Genomic DNA, 15,625 nt, shown 5'->3' with positions numbered 1-15,625 from the left:
CTACCATGAAATACTTGTCTATTTTTAGTTTACTATGAGATTTATCCAAAAGACAAACAAGGTTTATCCACAAAATGTGGATAAACCTTGTTAATCCGTGGATAACTTTGTGAATAGCTGACAATTTAGTATTATTGCATTTAGCTCTTTTATATTTTTACAAAAGTGTTCTAACTGTCGAATTTCCTCTGGCACTTCCTCTTTCTCTATAATGACAAAGTTAAAAAACTGAAAGATGGTCACAGATTGTGGATGATTTGTGAGTAAGTACAATTGTCGAATATCTTTTTCTTTCATATACTGCAAAAACATCTCGAAAAAATATAAGAAAGTCTGTTTATCCACATTAGGTGTGAATAAACAAGAACGGATAAGTGCATTTTCTCCACTTTGTTCATATCCAATTACCGCTCGTATTTCTCCCGCCTCTTCCAAGATCATAAATTGTGCGTACAACTCATTTATTTTATCATCTTTTTTATTAGCTTGTCCGAAAAAAGAATGTAATCTTTCTACATCTGCTTTCGTAGCAAAATACACGTTCTTCATAGTAAATCCCTCCTCATTGATATATATGAGGAAGGATTTATTAATAGCACTATTTAGAGAATAAAGATGTAAAAGCTTCGACGATAAATAATTTAACCTCTGGTTTCTCTTCCTCTTCTACTGTTACATATTCATTTTGCTTTTCTTGTTTTTGCTCCACAGGTTTCTCCACTTTCTCCACTTTCTCCACTTTCTCCACAGTTTTTGTTTCTACTTTTTTTACAGGCTGTTCTTCTACTTGTGTTTCGTGTTTTACTACTTTCTTTTCCTGTGCTGTTACTTTTTCAGCTTTTTCCGGCTTTACTACTTTCTTTTCTTTCACCTTATCCTCTTTCTTCTCCGGTACATCCACCACTTCTTCATCTGATTGTCTCACCTGCTCCTCTTCAGGAGATTCAGCTTTCACAACATGTTCTTCTTTCCTTACAGCTGTACCACTTGAAAAATCTAAGAAACACATCGGTGGAAATAATACACACCACCAGTTTGCACCTTCACCTTTTCCAATTGTAATAAGTACCGCTTCATATTCTCCTGCCGGATAAATAAAATTCCCATATACCTTTGTAGGAAACTTCACATTCTTACCGAATTTCACTTGAAACGCCTCTTTACTTCCTTCTCTTTTCAGCGTATTCGCCACTGTCTTTTCAATTTCAGGAATATGATTTTGAATTACTTTTCGAGCTTCTTCAAATGACGTTAACTCCGCTACCCATCCATCAATTTGCGCTTTCACTTCATCACGTACTTTACGTTTTAATGCCTGATCTTTATCGGAATCACTATTAGCTAAAATACGTAATCGAACGGCCTCTTTCGGAATAACAGTAGGCCCTTTTGCATCAGCTTTCATATATCCAAACTGCACAAGTAACTGTGCACCAATTAATAATAAAAGAAAGTAAGCAATAACTTGTTTTTTCATTTCCTCCACCGTCCCCTCTAGAATCAGTGTGGACAGACTTTCATCTTTCTAAACTATTAAATTCGAAATCTATATAAAAAACCGATAGAAAAGCATTTTTTTAATTGGCGATAGGGACTGGCTATGTATAGGAGCGGTCAGGGCCTTTTCCTGCCACGCGCAAAGTTTTAAAACAAAGACAGGCAACAAGGTATATGTCCATTTTTATCTTTATGACAGCAATCTATAGGTAATAAGGTGCTTATTTTCGCTGAAATAATACCCCTTACCAAAATTCTAAATAAAATGTATGGCTGAGTAGTTACGAATTTTTCATACAAAAAATAGAGTAAGGCTTATGCCTTACTCCATCTCTGCAAATACCATGCGATCTTTTCCATTAATATCAAATACAACTTCAACTTGAGCGCGCGGGAAAGTTTGCTGTAATAATGCTTTCACATCTTCACCTTGCCCTACACCAATTTCAAACGCAACAATCGCCTTGTTCTGTAATACATTCGGCAATTCCTCCATAAAACGACGATAGAAATCTAGTCCATCTTCCCCACCAACAAGCGCACGCTTCGGCTCATGCTCCTTCACAACAGTAGAAAGACCACGCCAATCTTCCTCTGGTATGTACGGAGGATTGGAAACAACAACATCTAACTTCTGACCTGTTTCATAAAACGGAGACAGTAAATCGCCGTGATAGAAAGTTACATCCGCCCCTAAAGTTTTTGCATTTTCTTTTGCAACTTCAATCGACTCCTGTGCGATATCTACTGTATACACATGAAGGTTTTTATTTTCTAAAGCGAGCGTAATAGAAATCGCTCCACTACCTGTTCCAATATCCGCTATGTGAAGCTCCTCATTACCGAAATGGCGCTCAATTCTCTCTAGCACTCCAACTATAAGTTCCTCTGTTTCCGGTCTTGGTATCAATACCTCTTCATTTACAAAGAATGATCGGCCATAAAACATTTCATAACCGAGCATATATTGGATCGGAATACCTTCTACATGCTTGTGGATAAATTGTGCAAAACTTTTCTCTTGTTCCGCAGTTATTTCTTCACGCATATTCATGAGCATTCCGGTTCTGTTCGTCTTTAATACATGACAAAGGACAATTTCTCCCGCATTTTCATCTCGTCCATTTTCCTGTAAAAAAGAAGAAGCCCATTTCAGGGCTTCATAGACACGCATTACTCAGCTGCCTCCATCTTTTGCGCCTGATCTTCCATCACTAAGGCATTGATGAAATCATCTAACTTACCTTGTAGGATTTGATCTAGCTTTTGAATCGTTAAACCGATTCGATGGTCTGTAACACGGTTTTGCGGGAAGTTATACGTACGAATACGCTCTGAACGATCTCCCGTACCAACAGCTTGTTTACGGTTTTGATCATACTCAGCTTGCGCTTCTTGTCTAAATTTATCATAAACACGTGCGCGTAATACTTTCATCGCTTTTTCTTTATTCTTAATTTGTGATTTCTCATCCTGACAAGATACAACTACACCAGTCGGTAAATGCGTTAAACGTACCGCTGACATCGTTGTATTAACGCTTTGTCCACCAGGACCACTAGAAGCAAACGTATCAACACGAACATCTTTTTCATGAATATTAATTTCTACTTCTTCTGCCTCTGGTAGTACAGCTACAGTTGCTGTAGATGTATGAATACGTCCGCCAGATTCCGTTTCAGGAACACGTTGTACACGGTGAGCACCATTCTCGAATTTCAGCTTCGCGAAAGCACCTTTACCGTTAATCATAAAGATAATCTCTTTATATCCACCTAACTCTGTATAGCTCGCTTCGATAATTTCAGTTTTCCAACCTTGCACCTCAGCATAACGGCTATACATACGATATAAATCACCAGCAAATAAAGCTGCCTCGTCACCACCAGCAGCGCCACGAACCTCAACGATAACGTTTTTATCATCATTAGGGTCTTTTGGAACAAGTAAAATTTTCAGACGTTCTGATAATGTTTTCTCTTGTCCTTCTAATTCAGAAACCTCTTCTTTTACCATATCACGCATATCAGCGTCTAACTTATCTTCTAACATTGCCTTTGCATCTCGTAATTGCTCACGAACATCTTTATACTCACGGTACACCTCTACCGTGTCCTGAATATCAGATTGCTCTTTTGAATACTCACGAAGCTTATTTGTATCGCTAATAACCTCTGGGTCACTTAACAACTCATTCAACTTCTCATAACGATCTTCTACAGCTTGCAAACGATCTAACACACCATTCACCTCTACATCCTAGTATCTAATACAAATAGTATATGGTACTTAATCAAAAAAACGCAAATTATATTTAAAAGCGTAAGCGGCTTGCTCAGGATCGCAGGACATTGGAACTCTCGACCTTGAAGCGCTTTTTGCTTCGAGCGAGAGAGTGAAATGACCGGAGATTCTAGCCGCTGGAGCTAGATAATATATTTAAAAGTGTAGGTGGCTTGTCCAGCTCTGATCAGCTAAGGTTCTTTCGCCCTAAAGGTACTTTTTACCTTTCGGGCGGAAGATTCTTAGATGCGAAAAGCTAGCCGCTGGAGCTAGATAATATTTAAAAGCGCAAGCGGCTCGCTCAGCTCTGACTGGCTAAGGTTCTCTCGCACAAAAGGTGCTTTTCACCTTGAGTAGCGGCGGTTCTTAGACACGAAGAGCTGGCCACCAATCTTCATCTATTTTCGAAAAAAACCCGCTCTACATAGCGAGTTTCACTTATCTTTGTTTTGTAGGTACTGCATGACAATGACGACAACGTGGTTCATACGATTCTGAAGCCCCAACTAAAATAATTGGATCATCAAATGCCGCTGGTTCTCCATCGATTAAACGTTGCGTACGACTTGCAGGAGATCCACATTCAGAACAAACTGCCTGCAATTTAGTTACATGTTCAGCAATCGCCATCAGCTGAGGAACTTGTCCAAATGGTAGACCACGGAAATCTTGGTCTAATCCAGCTACAATGACACGATAGCCACGATTTGCCAATACTTGCACCACTTCCACAATGTCCCCATCAAAAAATTGTACCTCATCGATTGCAATAACATCCATTTCTTCTGTTACATGGTTAAATATATCTTTTGAAGCTGAAACAGGAACTGCTTTAACCTTTAATCCATTATGTGATACAACATCTTCTTCACTATAACGATTATCAATACATGGTTTAAATACAATTGCATGTTGTTTCGCAAATTGTGTACGGCGTATACGGCGGATGAGCTCTTCTGATTTTCCAGAAAACATACTCCCGCAAATCACTTCAATCCAACCATTTTGATTCATTAAGTACATTGAGCTCTCCTTTCATCTACTTTCCTAATCCAAAGTAGGGTAAAGGTTTAATATTTTCGCAAAAAAAACAGACAAGCGAATACATACACTTGCCTGTTTTATGTTCTTTATTACTTGATGCCGTATTTCTTATTGAAGCGGTCAACACGTCCGTCTGCAGTAGCAAACTTCTGACGTCCAGTGTAGAATGGGTGAGAATCAGAACTGATCTCAATTTTTAGTAATGGATAAGTGTTACCATCTTCCCACTCAACAGTTTCGCTAGAGCCTTTTGTAGACCCGCTTAAGAATTTGAAGCCAGTGTTCGTGTCCATAAATACAACTTTATTGTAATTTGGATGGATTCCTGCTTTCATTCTTTTCATCTCCTTCCGCCCTGAATCATTTTCGAAACAGAGTTTTTCATCTTCAGCTGCTTACACAACTATATTGATGAAACACATATGATGAAATTATAACAAGGCTAACTCCATTTTGCAACTACCTGTTTTTGTCTTTTTAAAAATTAAAAGCACAAGCGGCTCGTTCAGAATCGCAGGACATTGGAGCTCTCGACCAAGAAGCGCTTTTTGCTTCGACCGAGAGAGCGAAATGGCCGGAGATTCTTGCCGCTGGAGCTGGATATACCTAAAAGCGCAAGCGGCTCGTTCAGAATCGCAGGTCAATTCAAGCTCTCGACCAAGAAGCGCTTTTTGCCTCGTAGGAAGAAGCGAAGCCACCGACCATTCTAGCCGCTGGAGGTGGAACTAGATACACCTTAAAGCGCAAGCGGCTCGCCCAGAATCGTAGGGCACTTCAAGCTCTCAATCCAAATATGATTTCCATCTCAAAAAACAAATTTTTTCCATATATTACTCTCTCTAATATTCCCTTAAAAACATAAAAAACTCGCTTACTACGAAATAAGCGAGTCCCCATCTTTTCCCTTTACTTAGTGGTTACATACCTTTTTGAGTCTGCAACAATGTTTTGTAAAAATTCTTCATTTGTCTTTGTTTGACGAAGTTTACGTAAGAAGCCTTCAACAAAGTCTGGTGTATCACGCATTGTTTTACGAATACCCCACAGCTTGTCTAAATGTTCTTTCGGAATTAATAGGTCTTCTTTACGCGTACCAGAGCGACGAATATCAATCGCTGGGAAGATACGGCGCTCAGCTAATGAGCGATCTAAGTGAAGTTCCATATTTCCAGTTCCTTTAAACTCCTCGTAAATTACATCATCCATACGAGACCCTGTATCAACAAGCGCTGTTGCTAAAATCGTTAGGCTACCGCCCTCTTCGATATTACGCGCAGCCCCAAAGAAACGCTTCGGTCTATGAAAAGCAGCAGGATCAATACCACCCGATAAGGTTCTACCACTTGGCGGAATAACAAGGTTGTAAGCACGCGCTAAACGGGTAATACTATCCATTAAAATGACAACGTCCCTTTTATGTTCTACAAGACGCATTGCACGCTCTAATACAAGCTCCGCTACTTTAATATGATTCTCTGGCACTTCATCAAAAGTAGAACTTACAACATCACCTTTAACAGAACGTTCAATATCTGTTACTTCCTCTGGACGCTCATCAATTAAAAGTACAATTAATTCTGCTTCCGGATGATTTGTTGTGACACTGTGTGCAATTTCTTTTAACAGACTTGTTTTACCAGCCTTTGGAGGCGCAACAATTAAACCACGTTGTCCAAATCCAACTGGTGCGATTAAATCCATGATGCGTGTCGGTAACTTTTTCGTTTCCGTCTCCAATTTCATTTGGCGATCTGGGTATAACGGTGTTAATGCAGGGAAATGTACACGCTCTTTTGCTGAGTCTGGATCATCTCCATTTACAGCTTCAACTTGTAGCAATCCAAAATAGCGCTCATTTTCTTTCGGAGGTCGTACTTTACCAGAAACCTTATCTCCATTACGTAAATCGAAACGACGAATTTGCGAAGCCGAGATATAAATATCTTCTGAGCTTGGAGAATAATTGATAGGACGTAAGAATCCAAATCCTTCTGATTGAATAATTTCTAATACGCCTTCCATGAAAAAGAAACCTTCTTTTTCTGCTCGAGCTTTTAAGATAGAGAAGATTAGCTCTTTTTTCGTTAACTTGCTGTAATACGAAATCTTAAATTCCTTCGCAAGCTCGTATAACTCTTTTAATTTCATGTTTTCTAATGCTGCAATTGACAAATTCATTCAGACACCACACTTTAACTTTATTCTCTTTTCACATGGGTAAAGGGAAAAATACGGAAGGCAAATAAATAATAATGAAAGGCAATAAGTTCAAGTAGGATAATATTCACTATTGTAACCCTTTTATCTAGTTTTAATCAATACGTTGAAACACAAATACAAGAAGCGAAGACAAGAAAATTTGTCTTCGCCTTTTCATATTTCTTTCTTTTTTCTACTCACCTGATTTTAAGGCAGAATAGATAAGGCATTTCTGCTTTTATTTAATCCAGCTTCAGCAGCTAGAATGGTCGGTGGTTTCGCTTTTTACTTAATCCAGTTCCAGCAGCTAGAATCTCCGGTCATTTCGCTCTCTCACTCGAAGCAAAGAGCGCTTCAAGGTCGAGAGCTTAAAGTGTCCTGCGATTCTAAACGAGCCGCTTGCACTTTTTATTTAATAACCAAATTCGGTTTTTTATTTAAGCTATGGCGGCCGTCTACGAAGCGTACTGTGCCTGATTTTGCACGCATAACAAGGGACTGTGTTGTTCCGACGCTACCTTTAAATTGAACGCCTCGTAATAGTTCTCCGTCTGTTACACCTGTTGCTGCAAAGATTGCATCGTCACCTTTTACTAAGTCTTCCATACGAAGGATACGATTGATATCTTCAATACCCATTCTTTTACAACGAGCTAGTTCAGCTTCGTTTTGAGGTAAGAGCTTCCCGTGAATTTCTCCACCTAAGCATTTTAATGCGACCGCAGCTAATACACCTTCAGGTGCTCCACCAGAACCGAATAGAATATCTACACCAGTACGGTCAAATGCTGTATTGATTGCTCCAGCTACATCTCCATCGTTAATTAATTTAATACGAGCACCAGCTTTACGAATTTCTTCGATAATTGCTTGATGACGTGGACGGTTTAAAACTGTCGCTACAACATCTTCGATATCTTTATTTTTCGCTTTCGCAACTGCACGTAAGTTGTCGATAATAGGTGCGTCAATATCAACTGCACCAACTGCTTCTGGACCAACCGCTATTTTATCCATGTACATGTCAGGAGCATGTAACAAATTGCCGTGATCTGCAATTGCAATAACAGCAAGCGCATTCCAGCCGCCAGCCGCTACGATATTTGTCCCTTCTAAAGGATCAACTGCAACGTCTACGCGTGGTCCATATCCTGTACCCAATTTTTCTCCGATATATAGCATTGGCGCTTCATCCATTTCACCTTCGCCAATTACAACTGTACCTTTCATCGGAATTGTATCAAATACATCACGCATAGCTGATGTTGCTGCACCATCTGCCTCATCTTTTTTTCCGCGCCCCATCCAACGCGCTGATGATAATGCTGCAGCCTCTGTTACACGTACTAACTCCATAGATAAACTTCTTTCCACGATAATCCCTCTCCTTTAAGTCTTTATATTTCTGCCGTATTTTGTGAACCTTGTTTTTCTATAAAGTGTACTTCCGTTAGTAGTGATTCTTCGCTCCCCATTAACGGAAGTATCACCACCTTATCCCGATTGGTGAGGGTTAATAATCGGCGTGGGATACCCCATACTGATTAAAGTTTCACTTTATGCATTCTTCATTTCTTCAATTTCTTGCTTTGTCATTTGTTCTCGCCAAATGTTTGCACCAAGCCCTTTAAGCTTGTCTACTATATTTTCGTAACCTCGATCAATATGATCAAGTCCCGTTACTTCTGTAATGCCATCTGCCATTAAACCCGCAATAACAAGGGACGCACCAGCTCGTAGGTCACTCGCTTTCACCTTCGCACCTTGCAATAAAACCGGTCCAGTCACAATTGCTGAACGGCCTTCTACTTTAATTTGCGCGTTCATACGGCGCAATTCATCAATATGCTTGAAACGTGCGCTGTAAATTGTATCAGTTACAACTCCTGTTCCATGCGCTTTTGTTAAAAGCGTTGTAAACGGCTGTTGTAAATCCGTTGGAAACCCTGGATATACAAGCGTTTTTACATCAACTACTTTTAACCTTCTATTGCCGTTCACTGTAATTTGGTCATCGTTCGTTTCAATTTGAACACCAGCTTCTCTTAGCTTCGCAGTAACGGATTCTAAATGCTGAGGAATAACATTATCAACTGTTACTTCTCCTCCTGACGCAGCCCCTAAAATCATATACGTACCAGCTTCAATACGGTCTGGAATAATAGTGTGGTGACAACCGTGCAGTGAATCCACACCATCAATTCGGATTACGTCTGTACCAGCACCTTTAATACGTGCTCCCATACTCGTTAACAATGTAGCTACATCAATAATCTCTGGTTCCTTCGCTGCATTTTCAATAACAGTTCTACCTTTCGCTCGTACAGCCGCTAGCATAATATTAATCGTAGCTCCTACACTAACAACATCTAAATAAATACGTGCCCCACGTAGTTCGTCTGCTCTTAAATAAATGGCACCTTGTTCATTTGTAACATATGCCCCTAACGCTTCAAACCCTTTAATATGCTGATCAATCGGTCGTGGCCCTAAATGACATCCACCTGGAAGCCCAATAACAGCTTTTTTAAAACGGCCAAGCATTGCACCCATTAAATAATAAGAGGCGCGCAATTTTTTCACTTTTCCATTTGGTAAAGGCATCGCAACCATGTTAGAAGGATCGACTACCATCTCTTCTTCCTGCCCATAAGTTACTTTCCCTCCAATTTCCTCTAGTAAGTCTCCTAACATTTTCACGTCCGAAATATTAGGAACACCGCCAATAGTTACTGGAGTATCTGCTAAAATTGTCGCTGGAATTAGTGCAACAGCACTGTTCTTTGCACCACTCACACGAATCGTTCCATTTAAAGCTCTTCCGCCTTCAATTAGCAACTTTTCCATATTGAGCTCCCTTCTTGTGAATGCATTTATCTTCTACTTCTTTATAAGAAGTAGAAGATTCCCCCTTAAGAATCTCAATCACTCTTTCCATCCTGAAACTCAATAAGTAGAAAACCATCACCTGTAGCTCCCCTGCTGTACAAATAGATGAAGATTAACTATTCATCGAATCAAATTACTCAATTCAGATACTTACCACATTTATTAATAGGACTATGCACATTATTTTCTATATTTGCAAACCAAAAATTCACTTTATAAAATCTTTAGACTTGTTCACGCTTTCATTATACAACGAAAGGAAACCGTCTAAAAGACTAGACGGTTTCCAAAACGGAATTTTATTCTTACGCTTTACCGTTAGAACCGAACTCACGCATTTTACCAGCAACAGTTGCTTTGATAGCGTCGCGGCCAGGTCCAATATATTTACGAGGATCGTAAACTTCTTGGTCTTTGTTTAATGCTTCACGAACAGCTTTTGTAAACTCAATTTGGTTCTCAGTGTTTACGTTAATTTTTGAAGTACCTAGAGAAATAGCTTTTACGATATCAGCAGTTGGGATACCAGTACCACCGTGTAATACTAAAGGTACGCCAGTGAAGTCACGAACTTGTTCCATTTCAGCGAATCCTAAGTTAGGCTCACCTTTGTAAGGACCGTGTACAGAACCTAGAGCTGGAGCTAGGCAATCGATACCTGTTGCTTCAACAAGGTGCTTACACTCTGCTGGATCAGCGTAAATTACGCCTTCAGCGATGATGTCGTCTTCTTGTCCGCCAACTGTTCCAAGCTCAGCTTCAACAGATACGTTACGAGCGTGTGCGTATTCTACCACTTTTTTAGTAGTTTCAACGTTTTCATCGAATGGGTGGTGAGAAGCGTCGATCATTACAGATGTGAAACCTGCATCAATTGCTTCTTTACATTTTTCGAAGCTTGAACCATGGTCAAGGTGAATCGCTACAGGAACAGAAATGTTCATTTCTTCGATTAAAGCTTTAACCATAGCTACAACTGTTTTGAAACCAGTCATATGACGAGCTGCACCCTCAGATACACCTAAGATTACAGGAGATTTTTCTTCTTCCGCAGCAGCTAAGATAGCTTGAGTCCACTCTAAGTTGTTCATGTTGAATTGACCAACTGCGTATTTTCCTTCTAGTGCTGTGTTTAGCATTTCTTTCATAGAAACTAAAGGCATGGTGAATCCTCCTAAAAAACGTTTTTTGTATCCGATAAATTCTTATCGCTGGTAGTATGACCAGAATAAGGTAAAATATGTATATTTACATACCGGACTTCTTTCTACACTCAATAGGATAACAACTTGTACTCAAAAACTCAACCGTATTCACCTGCTCAATAGTCCATGTAAACGCTTTTTTCCATATTTTTTATAAAAAATTCATTTTTTACGCCTCTACGGCAAGCTGATCTCTCACTGCTTGACGAATCTCATCAATATCAAACGGTTTAGCAAAGTGCATTAAAGCTCCTAAATCTTTCGCTTCTTGAATCATATCCAATTCTCCATAAGCAGTCATTAAAATAACTTTAATACTCTCATCAATTTCTTTTACATGTTTTAAAATCTCTATACCATCCATACCTGGGATTTTCATATCTAACACTACTAAATCCGGATTATCTTTTTTCACGATATCTAAAGCTTGAAATCCATTCGCTGCTTGGAACGTCTGATAACCTTCTTTTTGGAACACTTCATGCAATAAAACACGAATGCCATATTGATCATCAACGATTAAAATTTTCCCTTCCATAACTCCCAACCTTTCTGTGTAAGTACAAGATTTAAAGCTTCTTATATCTTATCGGTTTATTTTCGCTACTCTTTGCCAAATCCCTTCCTATTCTTTCTTATTTTACCGTTTCCTATTTTGTTATGCCACCCTACTATTTCCCCTTTCCAAAAAAAATAAGCTATAATGAGAACCAGCTAACACGAAAGAAAGGAGCAACAACATGTTAAAAATTTTCTCGACTCAATTAAGTGGATATTTCTCCCGAATTTCTCAAAAAGAGGAAATGAATATAGAAGATAGCGCTCGTCTACTTGCCCAGGCGTTAGTTGGCGATGGCTTCATTTACTTGCATGGTACAAACGAAATGGAAGGTATTGTTTCAGAAGCATTATTTGGCGCCGAACCAATGAAACAAGCAAAACGTTTAATAGAAAACGGTGAACCGGCGGCAGTGACTGCTGCGGACCGCGTACTTCTTATTAGTCGTTTTTCGACAGATGAAGAAATTATAAAAACCGCGAAAAAACTTCATGAAGAAGGCCAATCTATCGTTGGAATCTCGGCTATTCAAGAAGGTGTTGAATCACTGGAACAATATACAGATGTACATATTGATACAAAGCTGTTAAAAGGTCTTATTCCAGATGATGAAGGTAACCGCTATGGGTTCCCAAGTTTAATTATAGCTTTATTTGCTTATCACGGATTGAAATTTACAATTGATGAAATGTTAAACGAATATTAAAAAAAGCGCCCTATTTCAGGCGCTTTTTTTTATTACTTGCTCTCTTTATTCGTAATAGAAGCACTTACGAAGTCATGGAACAATGGTTGTGGACGGTTTGGACGAGATACAAGTTCTGGATGGAACTGTGCTGCCACGAACCAAGGGTGATCTTGTAATTCAATAATTTCCACTAGACGACCGTCTGGGCTTGTACCAGAGAATACAAATCCTGCTTTTTCCATATCTGGACGGAATTGATTGTTAAACTCATAACGATGACGATGACGCTCATATACAACCGGCTCATTGTAAGCATTGTAAGCATTTGTTTCTTCAGCAAGCTTACATGGGTATAGACCAAGGCGAAGTGTACCACCTAAATCTTCTACATCTTTTTGTTCTGGTAATAAATCGATAATTGCATAAGGTGTGTCAGGATTAATTTCAGAAGAGTTAGCTCCTTCTAATCCTAATACGTTACGTGCAAATTCGATTGATGCAAGTTGCATACCTAGGCAAATTCCTAAGAATGGAACTTTGTTTTCACGAGCATATTGAATTGCAACGATTTTACCTTCTACACCACGATCGCCGAAGCCACCTGGTACAAGGATACCATCTGTATCGCCAACTAATTCTTTTACGTTCTCTGCTGTTACGTGCTCAGCATTTACCCATTTCACTTCTACATCTGTGTCGAATGAATAACCTGCATGACGAAGTGCTTCTACAACAGAAATATATGCATCTTGAAGCTCTACGTATTTACCAACAAGAGCGATTTTTGTTTTCTTAGAAAGGTTACGTACTTTATTAACTAGCGCAGTCCAATCTGTCATATCTGCAGCTGGATTGTCTAACTTCAAGTGATCACAAACGATTTGGTCCATGTTTTGTTCTTGAAGAGATAATGGAACCGCATATAAAGTATCTGCATCGCGTGCTTCGATAACTGCTTTTGTATCGATGTCACAGAATAATGCAAGCTTGTCTTTCATGTCCTGAGAAACAGGTAGTTCTGTACGAACAACGATAATATTTGGTTGAATACCTAAGCTGCGAAGCTCTTTAACGCTATGTTGCGTTGGTTTTGTTTTCATTTCACCCGCTGCTTTTAAGTACGGGATTAACGTACAGTGAATGTACATTACATTGTCACGACCGATGTCGCTCTTAATTTGACGAATTGCTTCTAGGAATGGTAGAGACTCGATATCACCAACAGTTCCACCGATTTCTGTAATAACAACGTCGGCATTTGTTTCGCGACCAGAACGATATACACGTTCTTTAATTTCGTTAGTAATGTGAGGAATAACTTGAACTGTTCCTCCTAAATATTCACCACGACGCTCTTTTTGAAGAACTGAAGAGTAAATTTTACCTGTTGTTACGTTGCTGTATTTATTTAAGTTGATGTCGATAAAACGCTCATAGTGACCTAGGTCTAAGTCCGTTTCTGCACCATCATCTGTTACGAATACCTCACCGTGTTGGTAGGGGCTCATAGTCCCTGGGTCTACGTTAATGTATGGATCAAACTTTTGAATAGTTACGTTTAAACCACGATTCTTTAAAAGTCTTCCAAGAGATGCTGCTGTAATACCTTTACCTAAAGACGATACTACACCGCCTGTTACAAAAATATACTTAGTCATGAAAATACTCCCTTCTACTTCGTTGTTATATAATCACCGTTGCAAAGCGCAACGTATGTAGATAACACTGTATCTATCTTATTGTTAGGCTCTTTTTATTTTCTAAACAAAAAACAAAAAAGAAAATTGCTCCCCTCATCACATAAAGTAATAAGTAGGGAGCAATTTTCTTTTATATTTACACTTTAAAAGTATTATCGTCTTTTTTTAAAGAGCCCAAAAATGATTCTACATGGACGATAATGAAAAGTCAAGAGCTACCGCTCTTCCTCTTCTTCTTCTTCAGTTTCATCATACTCAAGTTCTTCTTCTGCGAAGTCTTCATTATCTTCTTCTAAATCATCAAGATCATCATCTTCATCATCTGCGTCTTCGTCTTCAAGAACTTTGTCCAAATCTACTACATCTTCTTCTACTTCTTCTTCTACTTCTTCTACATCATCTTCTTCAATGTAGTCGTCAAAACCGTCTTCTTCAACTTTGCGTTTCTTCTTCGGTTTTGGCTGAGGCAGAATTTCTTCATCAATTTGCTCATATGGGTACCAGCTACGTAGCCCCCAACGATTTTCTCCTAAATTAATGAAACGTCCATCGATGTTTAAATCTGTATAAAATTGTGCGAGTTTCGTATTAACTTGCCCTTGAGATAGTCCCAGCACTTGAGCGATTTCTTGAACCAACTCGTTGAATGTCGTTGCTTGTCTTTTATTCCCTAAAACACTATGTACAACTTCAATCATTGAACATTCTTTTAGCTCTTCTGGTGAATATTGCTTAAAACCCACTTATGCGGCACTTCCTTTCTTCAAATATAAGCTTATATATAACGGTCTGCTTAAAAAAATCCATACTATTCATTATAAACAAAAGTCGCACAAATATGCTACAAAAAAAACGGGAAACTTTTATCGCGCTATTTACGGGCAATAAAATTATAATTTGTCCATTCTTTATTTCGGAGACATATGTGCTCCTTGCAGTACATACCTAATTTGCATTTCTGTATATTCTTCGAGAGTATACAGTTTTTGCAGGGCCCAACGTCTAAATCCCCACATTTGTCCTTGTATGAAAATATTATGTGCAAGAAGCTGTATTTCCTTTTTATTTAGTGTAAATGTCCCATTTTCCGTACACTGCTCTAAAATATCCTCAAACATCCCGACCATTTGAAACTCTTTTTCTAATACATATGGGAGTGATTCTTTCGGTAAAAAACGTACCTCTTGATACATAATTAATACTTCTTCTTGCAATTCATCCATCACTTTAAAATAATTCATTATCGCTATCTTTAAGCTTTCTATACTTCCCTTCTCTGTACACACCACTTCCTCTAACCGCTCTTTTACATGTTCATAAATACTATCACAAACTAAATATAATACATCATCTTTTGTGCGAATATACTCATAAAGTGTTCCGATACTAAATCCAGCCGCTTTCGCAATTTCTCTCGTTGTTGTACGCGGGAATCCTTTTTGCTTAAACAGCTGCACCGCACCTTTAATCATTTGTTCACGTCTTAACGCAACTAATTTTTCATCTTTCACTGACGCATGTACATTATGTTTAACCATCCCTTCACCTCTCTCTATTATTT

The 15,625-nt window shown here is 38.8% G+C and carries 15 protein-coding genes; 1 reads left to right on the top strand and 14 read right to left on the bottom strand.

Going from position 1 to position 15,625, the window contains the following annotated elements; genetic code table 11:
* Positions 1–90 precede the first annotated feature (90 nt).
* From BG05_RS05230 to spo0F, 11 genes are all read right to left on the bottom strand, one after another.
* Positions 91–549, bottom strand: a complete 459-nt coding sequence (locus tag BG05_RS05230; protein ID WP_002016300.1) for a GNAT family N-acetyltransferase — start codon at positions 547–549, stop codon at positions 91–93.
* Positions 550–598: 49 nt separating this feature from the next.
* Positions 599–1,477 (bottom strand): stage II sporulation protein R, encoded by an 879-nt coding sequence (gene spoIIR / locus BG05_RS05225; protein WP_033734330.1) that lies wholly within the window; start codon positions 1,475–1,477, stop codon positions 599–601.
* A 342-nt stretch (positions 1,478–1,819) separates the two neighbouring features.
* On the bottom strand, positions 1,820–2,671 hold the full coding sequence (prmC, locus tag BG05_RS05220) for a peptide chain release factor N(5)-glutamine methyltransferase (RefSeq protein WP_002191297.1): 852 nt from the start codon (positions 2,669–2,671) through the stop codon (positions 1,820–1,822).
* Positions 2,671–3,738, bottom strand: a complete 1,068-nt coding sequence (gene prfA / locus BG05_RS05215; RefSeq protein ID WP_002113060.1) for a peptide chain release factor 1 — start codon at positions 3,736–3,738, stop codon at positions 2,671–2,673. The genes prmC and prfA overlap by 1 nt, the downstream gene beginning before the upstream one ends.
* Positions 3,739–4,218: 480 nt before the next feature.
* Complete coding sequence (locus BG05_RS05210; RefSeq protein WP_002016305.1) at positions 4,219–4,803, bottom strand: thymidine kinase; 585 nt, start codon at positions 4,801–4,803, stop codon at positions 4,219–4,221.
* 110 nt (positions 4,804–4,913) lie between these two features.
* Entirely contained in the window at positions 4,914–5,159 is a 246-nt protein-coding gene (locus BG05_RS05205; protein ID WP_000643447.1) for a type B 50S ribosomal protein L31, read from the bottom strand.
* A 571-nt stretch (positions 5,160–5,730) separates the two neighbouring features.
* On the bottom strand, positions 5,731–7,002 hold the full coding sequence (gene rho / locus BG05_RS05195) for a transcription termination factor Rho (RefSeq protein WP_002016308.1): 1,272 nt from the start codon (positions 7,000–7,002) through the stop codon (positions 5,731–5,733).
* A 429-nt stretch (positions 7,003–7,431) separates the two neighbouring features.
* Positions 7,432–8,397: a class II fructose-bisphosphatase gene (gene glpX / locus BG05_RS05190; protein WP_002016310.1), complete on the bottom strand. Its 966-nt coding sequence runs from the start codon at positions 8,395–8,397 to the stop codon at positions 7,432–7,434.
* A 183-nt stretch (positions 8,398–8,580) separates the two neighbouring features.
* The gene (gene murA, locus BG05_RS05185) at positions 8,581–9,870 is read right to left on the bottom strand and encodes a UDP-N-acetylglucosamine 1-carboxyvinyltransferase (RefSeq protein WP_002034893.1); all 1,290 of its coding nucleotides are present in this window, start codon (positions 9,868–9,870) and stop codon (positions 8,581–8,583) included.
* A 347-nt stretch (positions 9,871–10,217) separates the two neighbouring features.
* Positions 10,218–11,075 (bottom strand): class II fructose-bisphosphate aldolase, encoded by an 858-nt coding sequence (locus tag BG05_RS05180; RefSeq protein ID WP_002016312.1) that lies wholly within the window; start codon positions 11,073–11,075, stop codon positions 10,218–10,220.
* A gap of 211 nt (positions 11,076–11,286) precedes the next feature.
* Positions 11,287–11,655, bottom strand: a complete 369-nt coding sequence (spo0F, locus tag BG05_RS05175) for a sporulation initiation phosphotransferase Spo0F (protein WP_000398592.1) — start codon at positions 11,653–11,655, stop codon at positions 11,287–11,289.
* A 202-nt stretch (positions 11,656–11,857) separates the two neighbouring features.
* Here spo0F and BG05_RS05170 point away from each other — a divergent pair, with 202 nt between their 5' ends.
* Positions 11,858–12,382, top strand: a complete 525-nt coding sequence (locus tag BG05_RS05170) for a DUF2529 domain-containing protein (protein WP_003192481.1) — start codon at positions 11,858–11,860, stop codon at positions 12,380–12,382.
* Between the two features lie 32 nt (positions 12,383–12,414).
* Here the strand turns inward: BG05_RS05170 and pyrG are convergent, their stop codons facing one another.
* From pyrG to BG05_RS05155, 3 genes are all read right to left on the bottom strand, one after another.
* Positions 12,415–14,022, bottom strand: a complete 1,608-nt coding sequence (gene pyrG / locus BG05_RS05165) for a CTP synthase (protein ID WP_002016314.1) — start codon at positions 14,020–14,022, stop codon at positions 12,415–12,417.
* 257 nt (positions 14,023–14,279) lie between these two features.
* A complete protein-coding gene (gene rpoE / locus BG05_RS05160) occupies positions 14,280–14,807 on the bottom strand; it encodes a DNA-directed RNA polymerase subunit delta (protein ID WP_002143883.1) in 528 nt (175 codons plus the stop codon).
* Between the two features lie 165 nt (positions 14,808–14,972).
* Positions 14,973–15,602 (bottom strand): TetR/AcrR family transcriptional regulator, encoded by a 630-nt coding sequence (locus tag BG05_RS05155; RefSeq protein ID WP_002034889.1) that lies wholly within the window; start codon positions 15,600–15,602, stop codon positions 14,973–14,975.
* Positions 15,603–15,625 lie beyond the last annotated feature (23 nt).

Source organism: Bacillus mycoides, assembly GCF_000832605.1.
GTDB lineage: Bacteria > Bacillota > Bacilli > Bacillales > Bacillaceae_G > Bacillus_A > Bacillus_A mycoides.
The sequence above is the reverse complement of the archived record's forward strand: the minus strand, read 5'-3'. Positions and strand labels throughout refer to the sequence as shown.

What these genes read in the sequence shown, in the direction of transcription:
- BG05_RS05230 (WP_002016300.1), bottom strand. Translation starts at nt 549, where the DNA reads ATGAAGAACGTGTATTTTGCTACGAAAGCAGATGTAGAAAGATTACAT.
- spoIIR (WP_033734330.1), bottom strand. Translation starts at nt 1,477, where the DNA reads ATGAAAAAACAAGTTATTGCTTACTTTCTTTTATTATTAATTGGTGCA.
- prmC (WP_002191297.1), bottom strand. Translation starts at nt 2,671, where the DNA reads ATGCGTGTCTATGAAGCCCTGAAATGGGCTTCTTCTTTTTTACAGGAA.
- BG05_RS05210 (WP_002016305.1), bottom strand. Translation starts at nt 4,803, where the DNA reads ATGTACTTAATGAATCAAAATGGTTGGATTGAAGTGATTTGCGGGAGT.
- BG05_RS05205 (WP_000643447.1), bottom strand. Translation starts at nt 5,159, where the DNA reads ATGAAAGCAGGAATCCATCCAAATTACAATAAAGTTGTATTTATGGAC.
- rho (WP_002016308.1), bottom strand. Translation starts at nt 7,002, where the DNA reads ATGAATTTGTCAATTGCAGCATTAGAAAACATGAAATTAAAAGAGTTA.
- murA (WP_002034893.1), bottom strand. Translation starts at nt 9,870, where the DNA reads ATGGAAAAGTTGCTAATTGAAGGCGGAAGAGCTTTAAATGGAACGATT.
- BG05_RS05180 (WP_002016312.1), bottom strand. Translation starts at nt 11,075, where the DNA reads ATGCCTTTAGTTTCTATGAAAGAAATGCTAAACACAGCACTAGAAGGA.
- spo0F (WP_000398592.1), bottom strand. Translation starts at nt 11,655, where the DNA reads ATGGAAGGGAAAATTTTAATCGTTGATGATCAATATGGCATTCGTGTT.
- BG05_RS05170 (WP_003192481.1), top strand. Translation starts at nt 11,858, where the DNA reads ATGTTAAAAATTTTCTCGACTCAATTAAGTGGATATTTCTCCCGAATT.
- pyrG (WP_002016314.1), bottom strand. Translation starts at nt 14,022, where the DNA reads ATGACTAAGTATATTTTTGTAACAGGCGGTGTAGTATCGTCTTTAGGT.
- BG05_RS05155 (WP_002034889.1), bottom strand. Translation starts at nt 15,602, where the DNA reads ATGGTTAAACATAATGTACATGCGTCAGTGAAAGATGAAAAATTAGTT.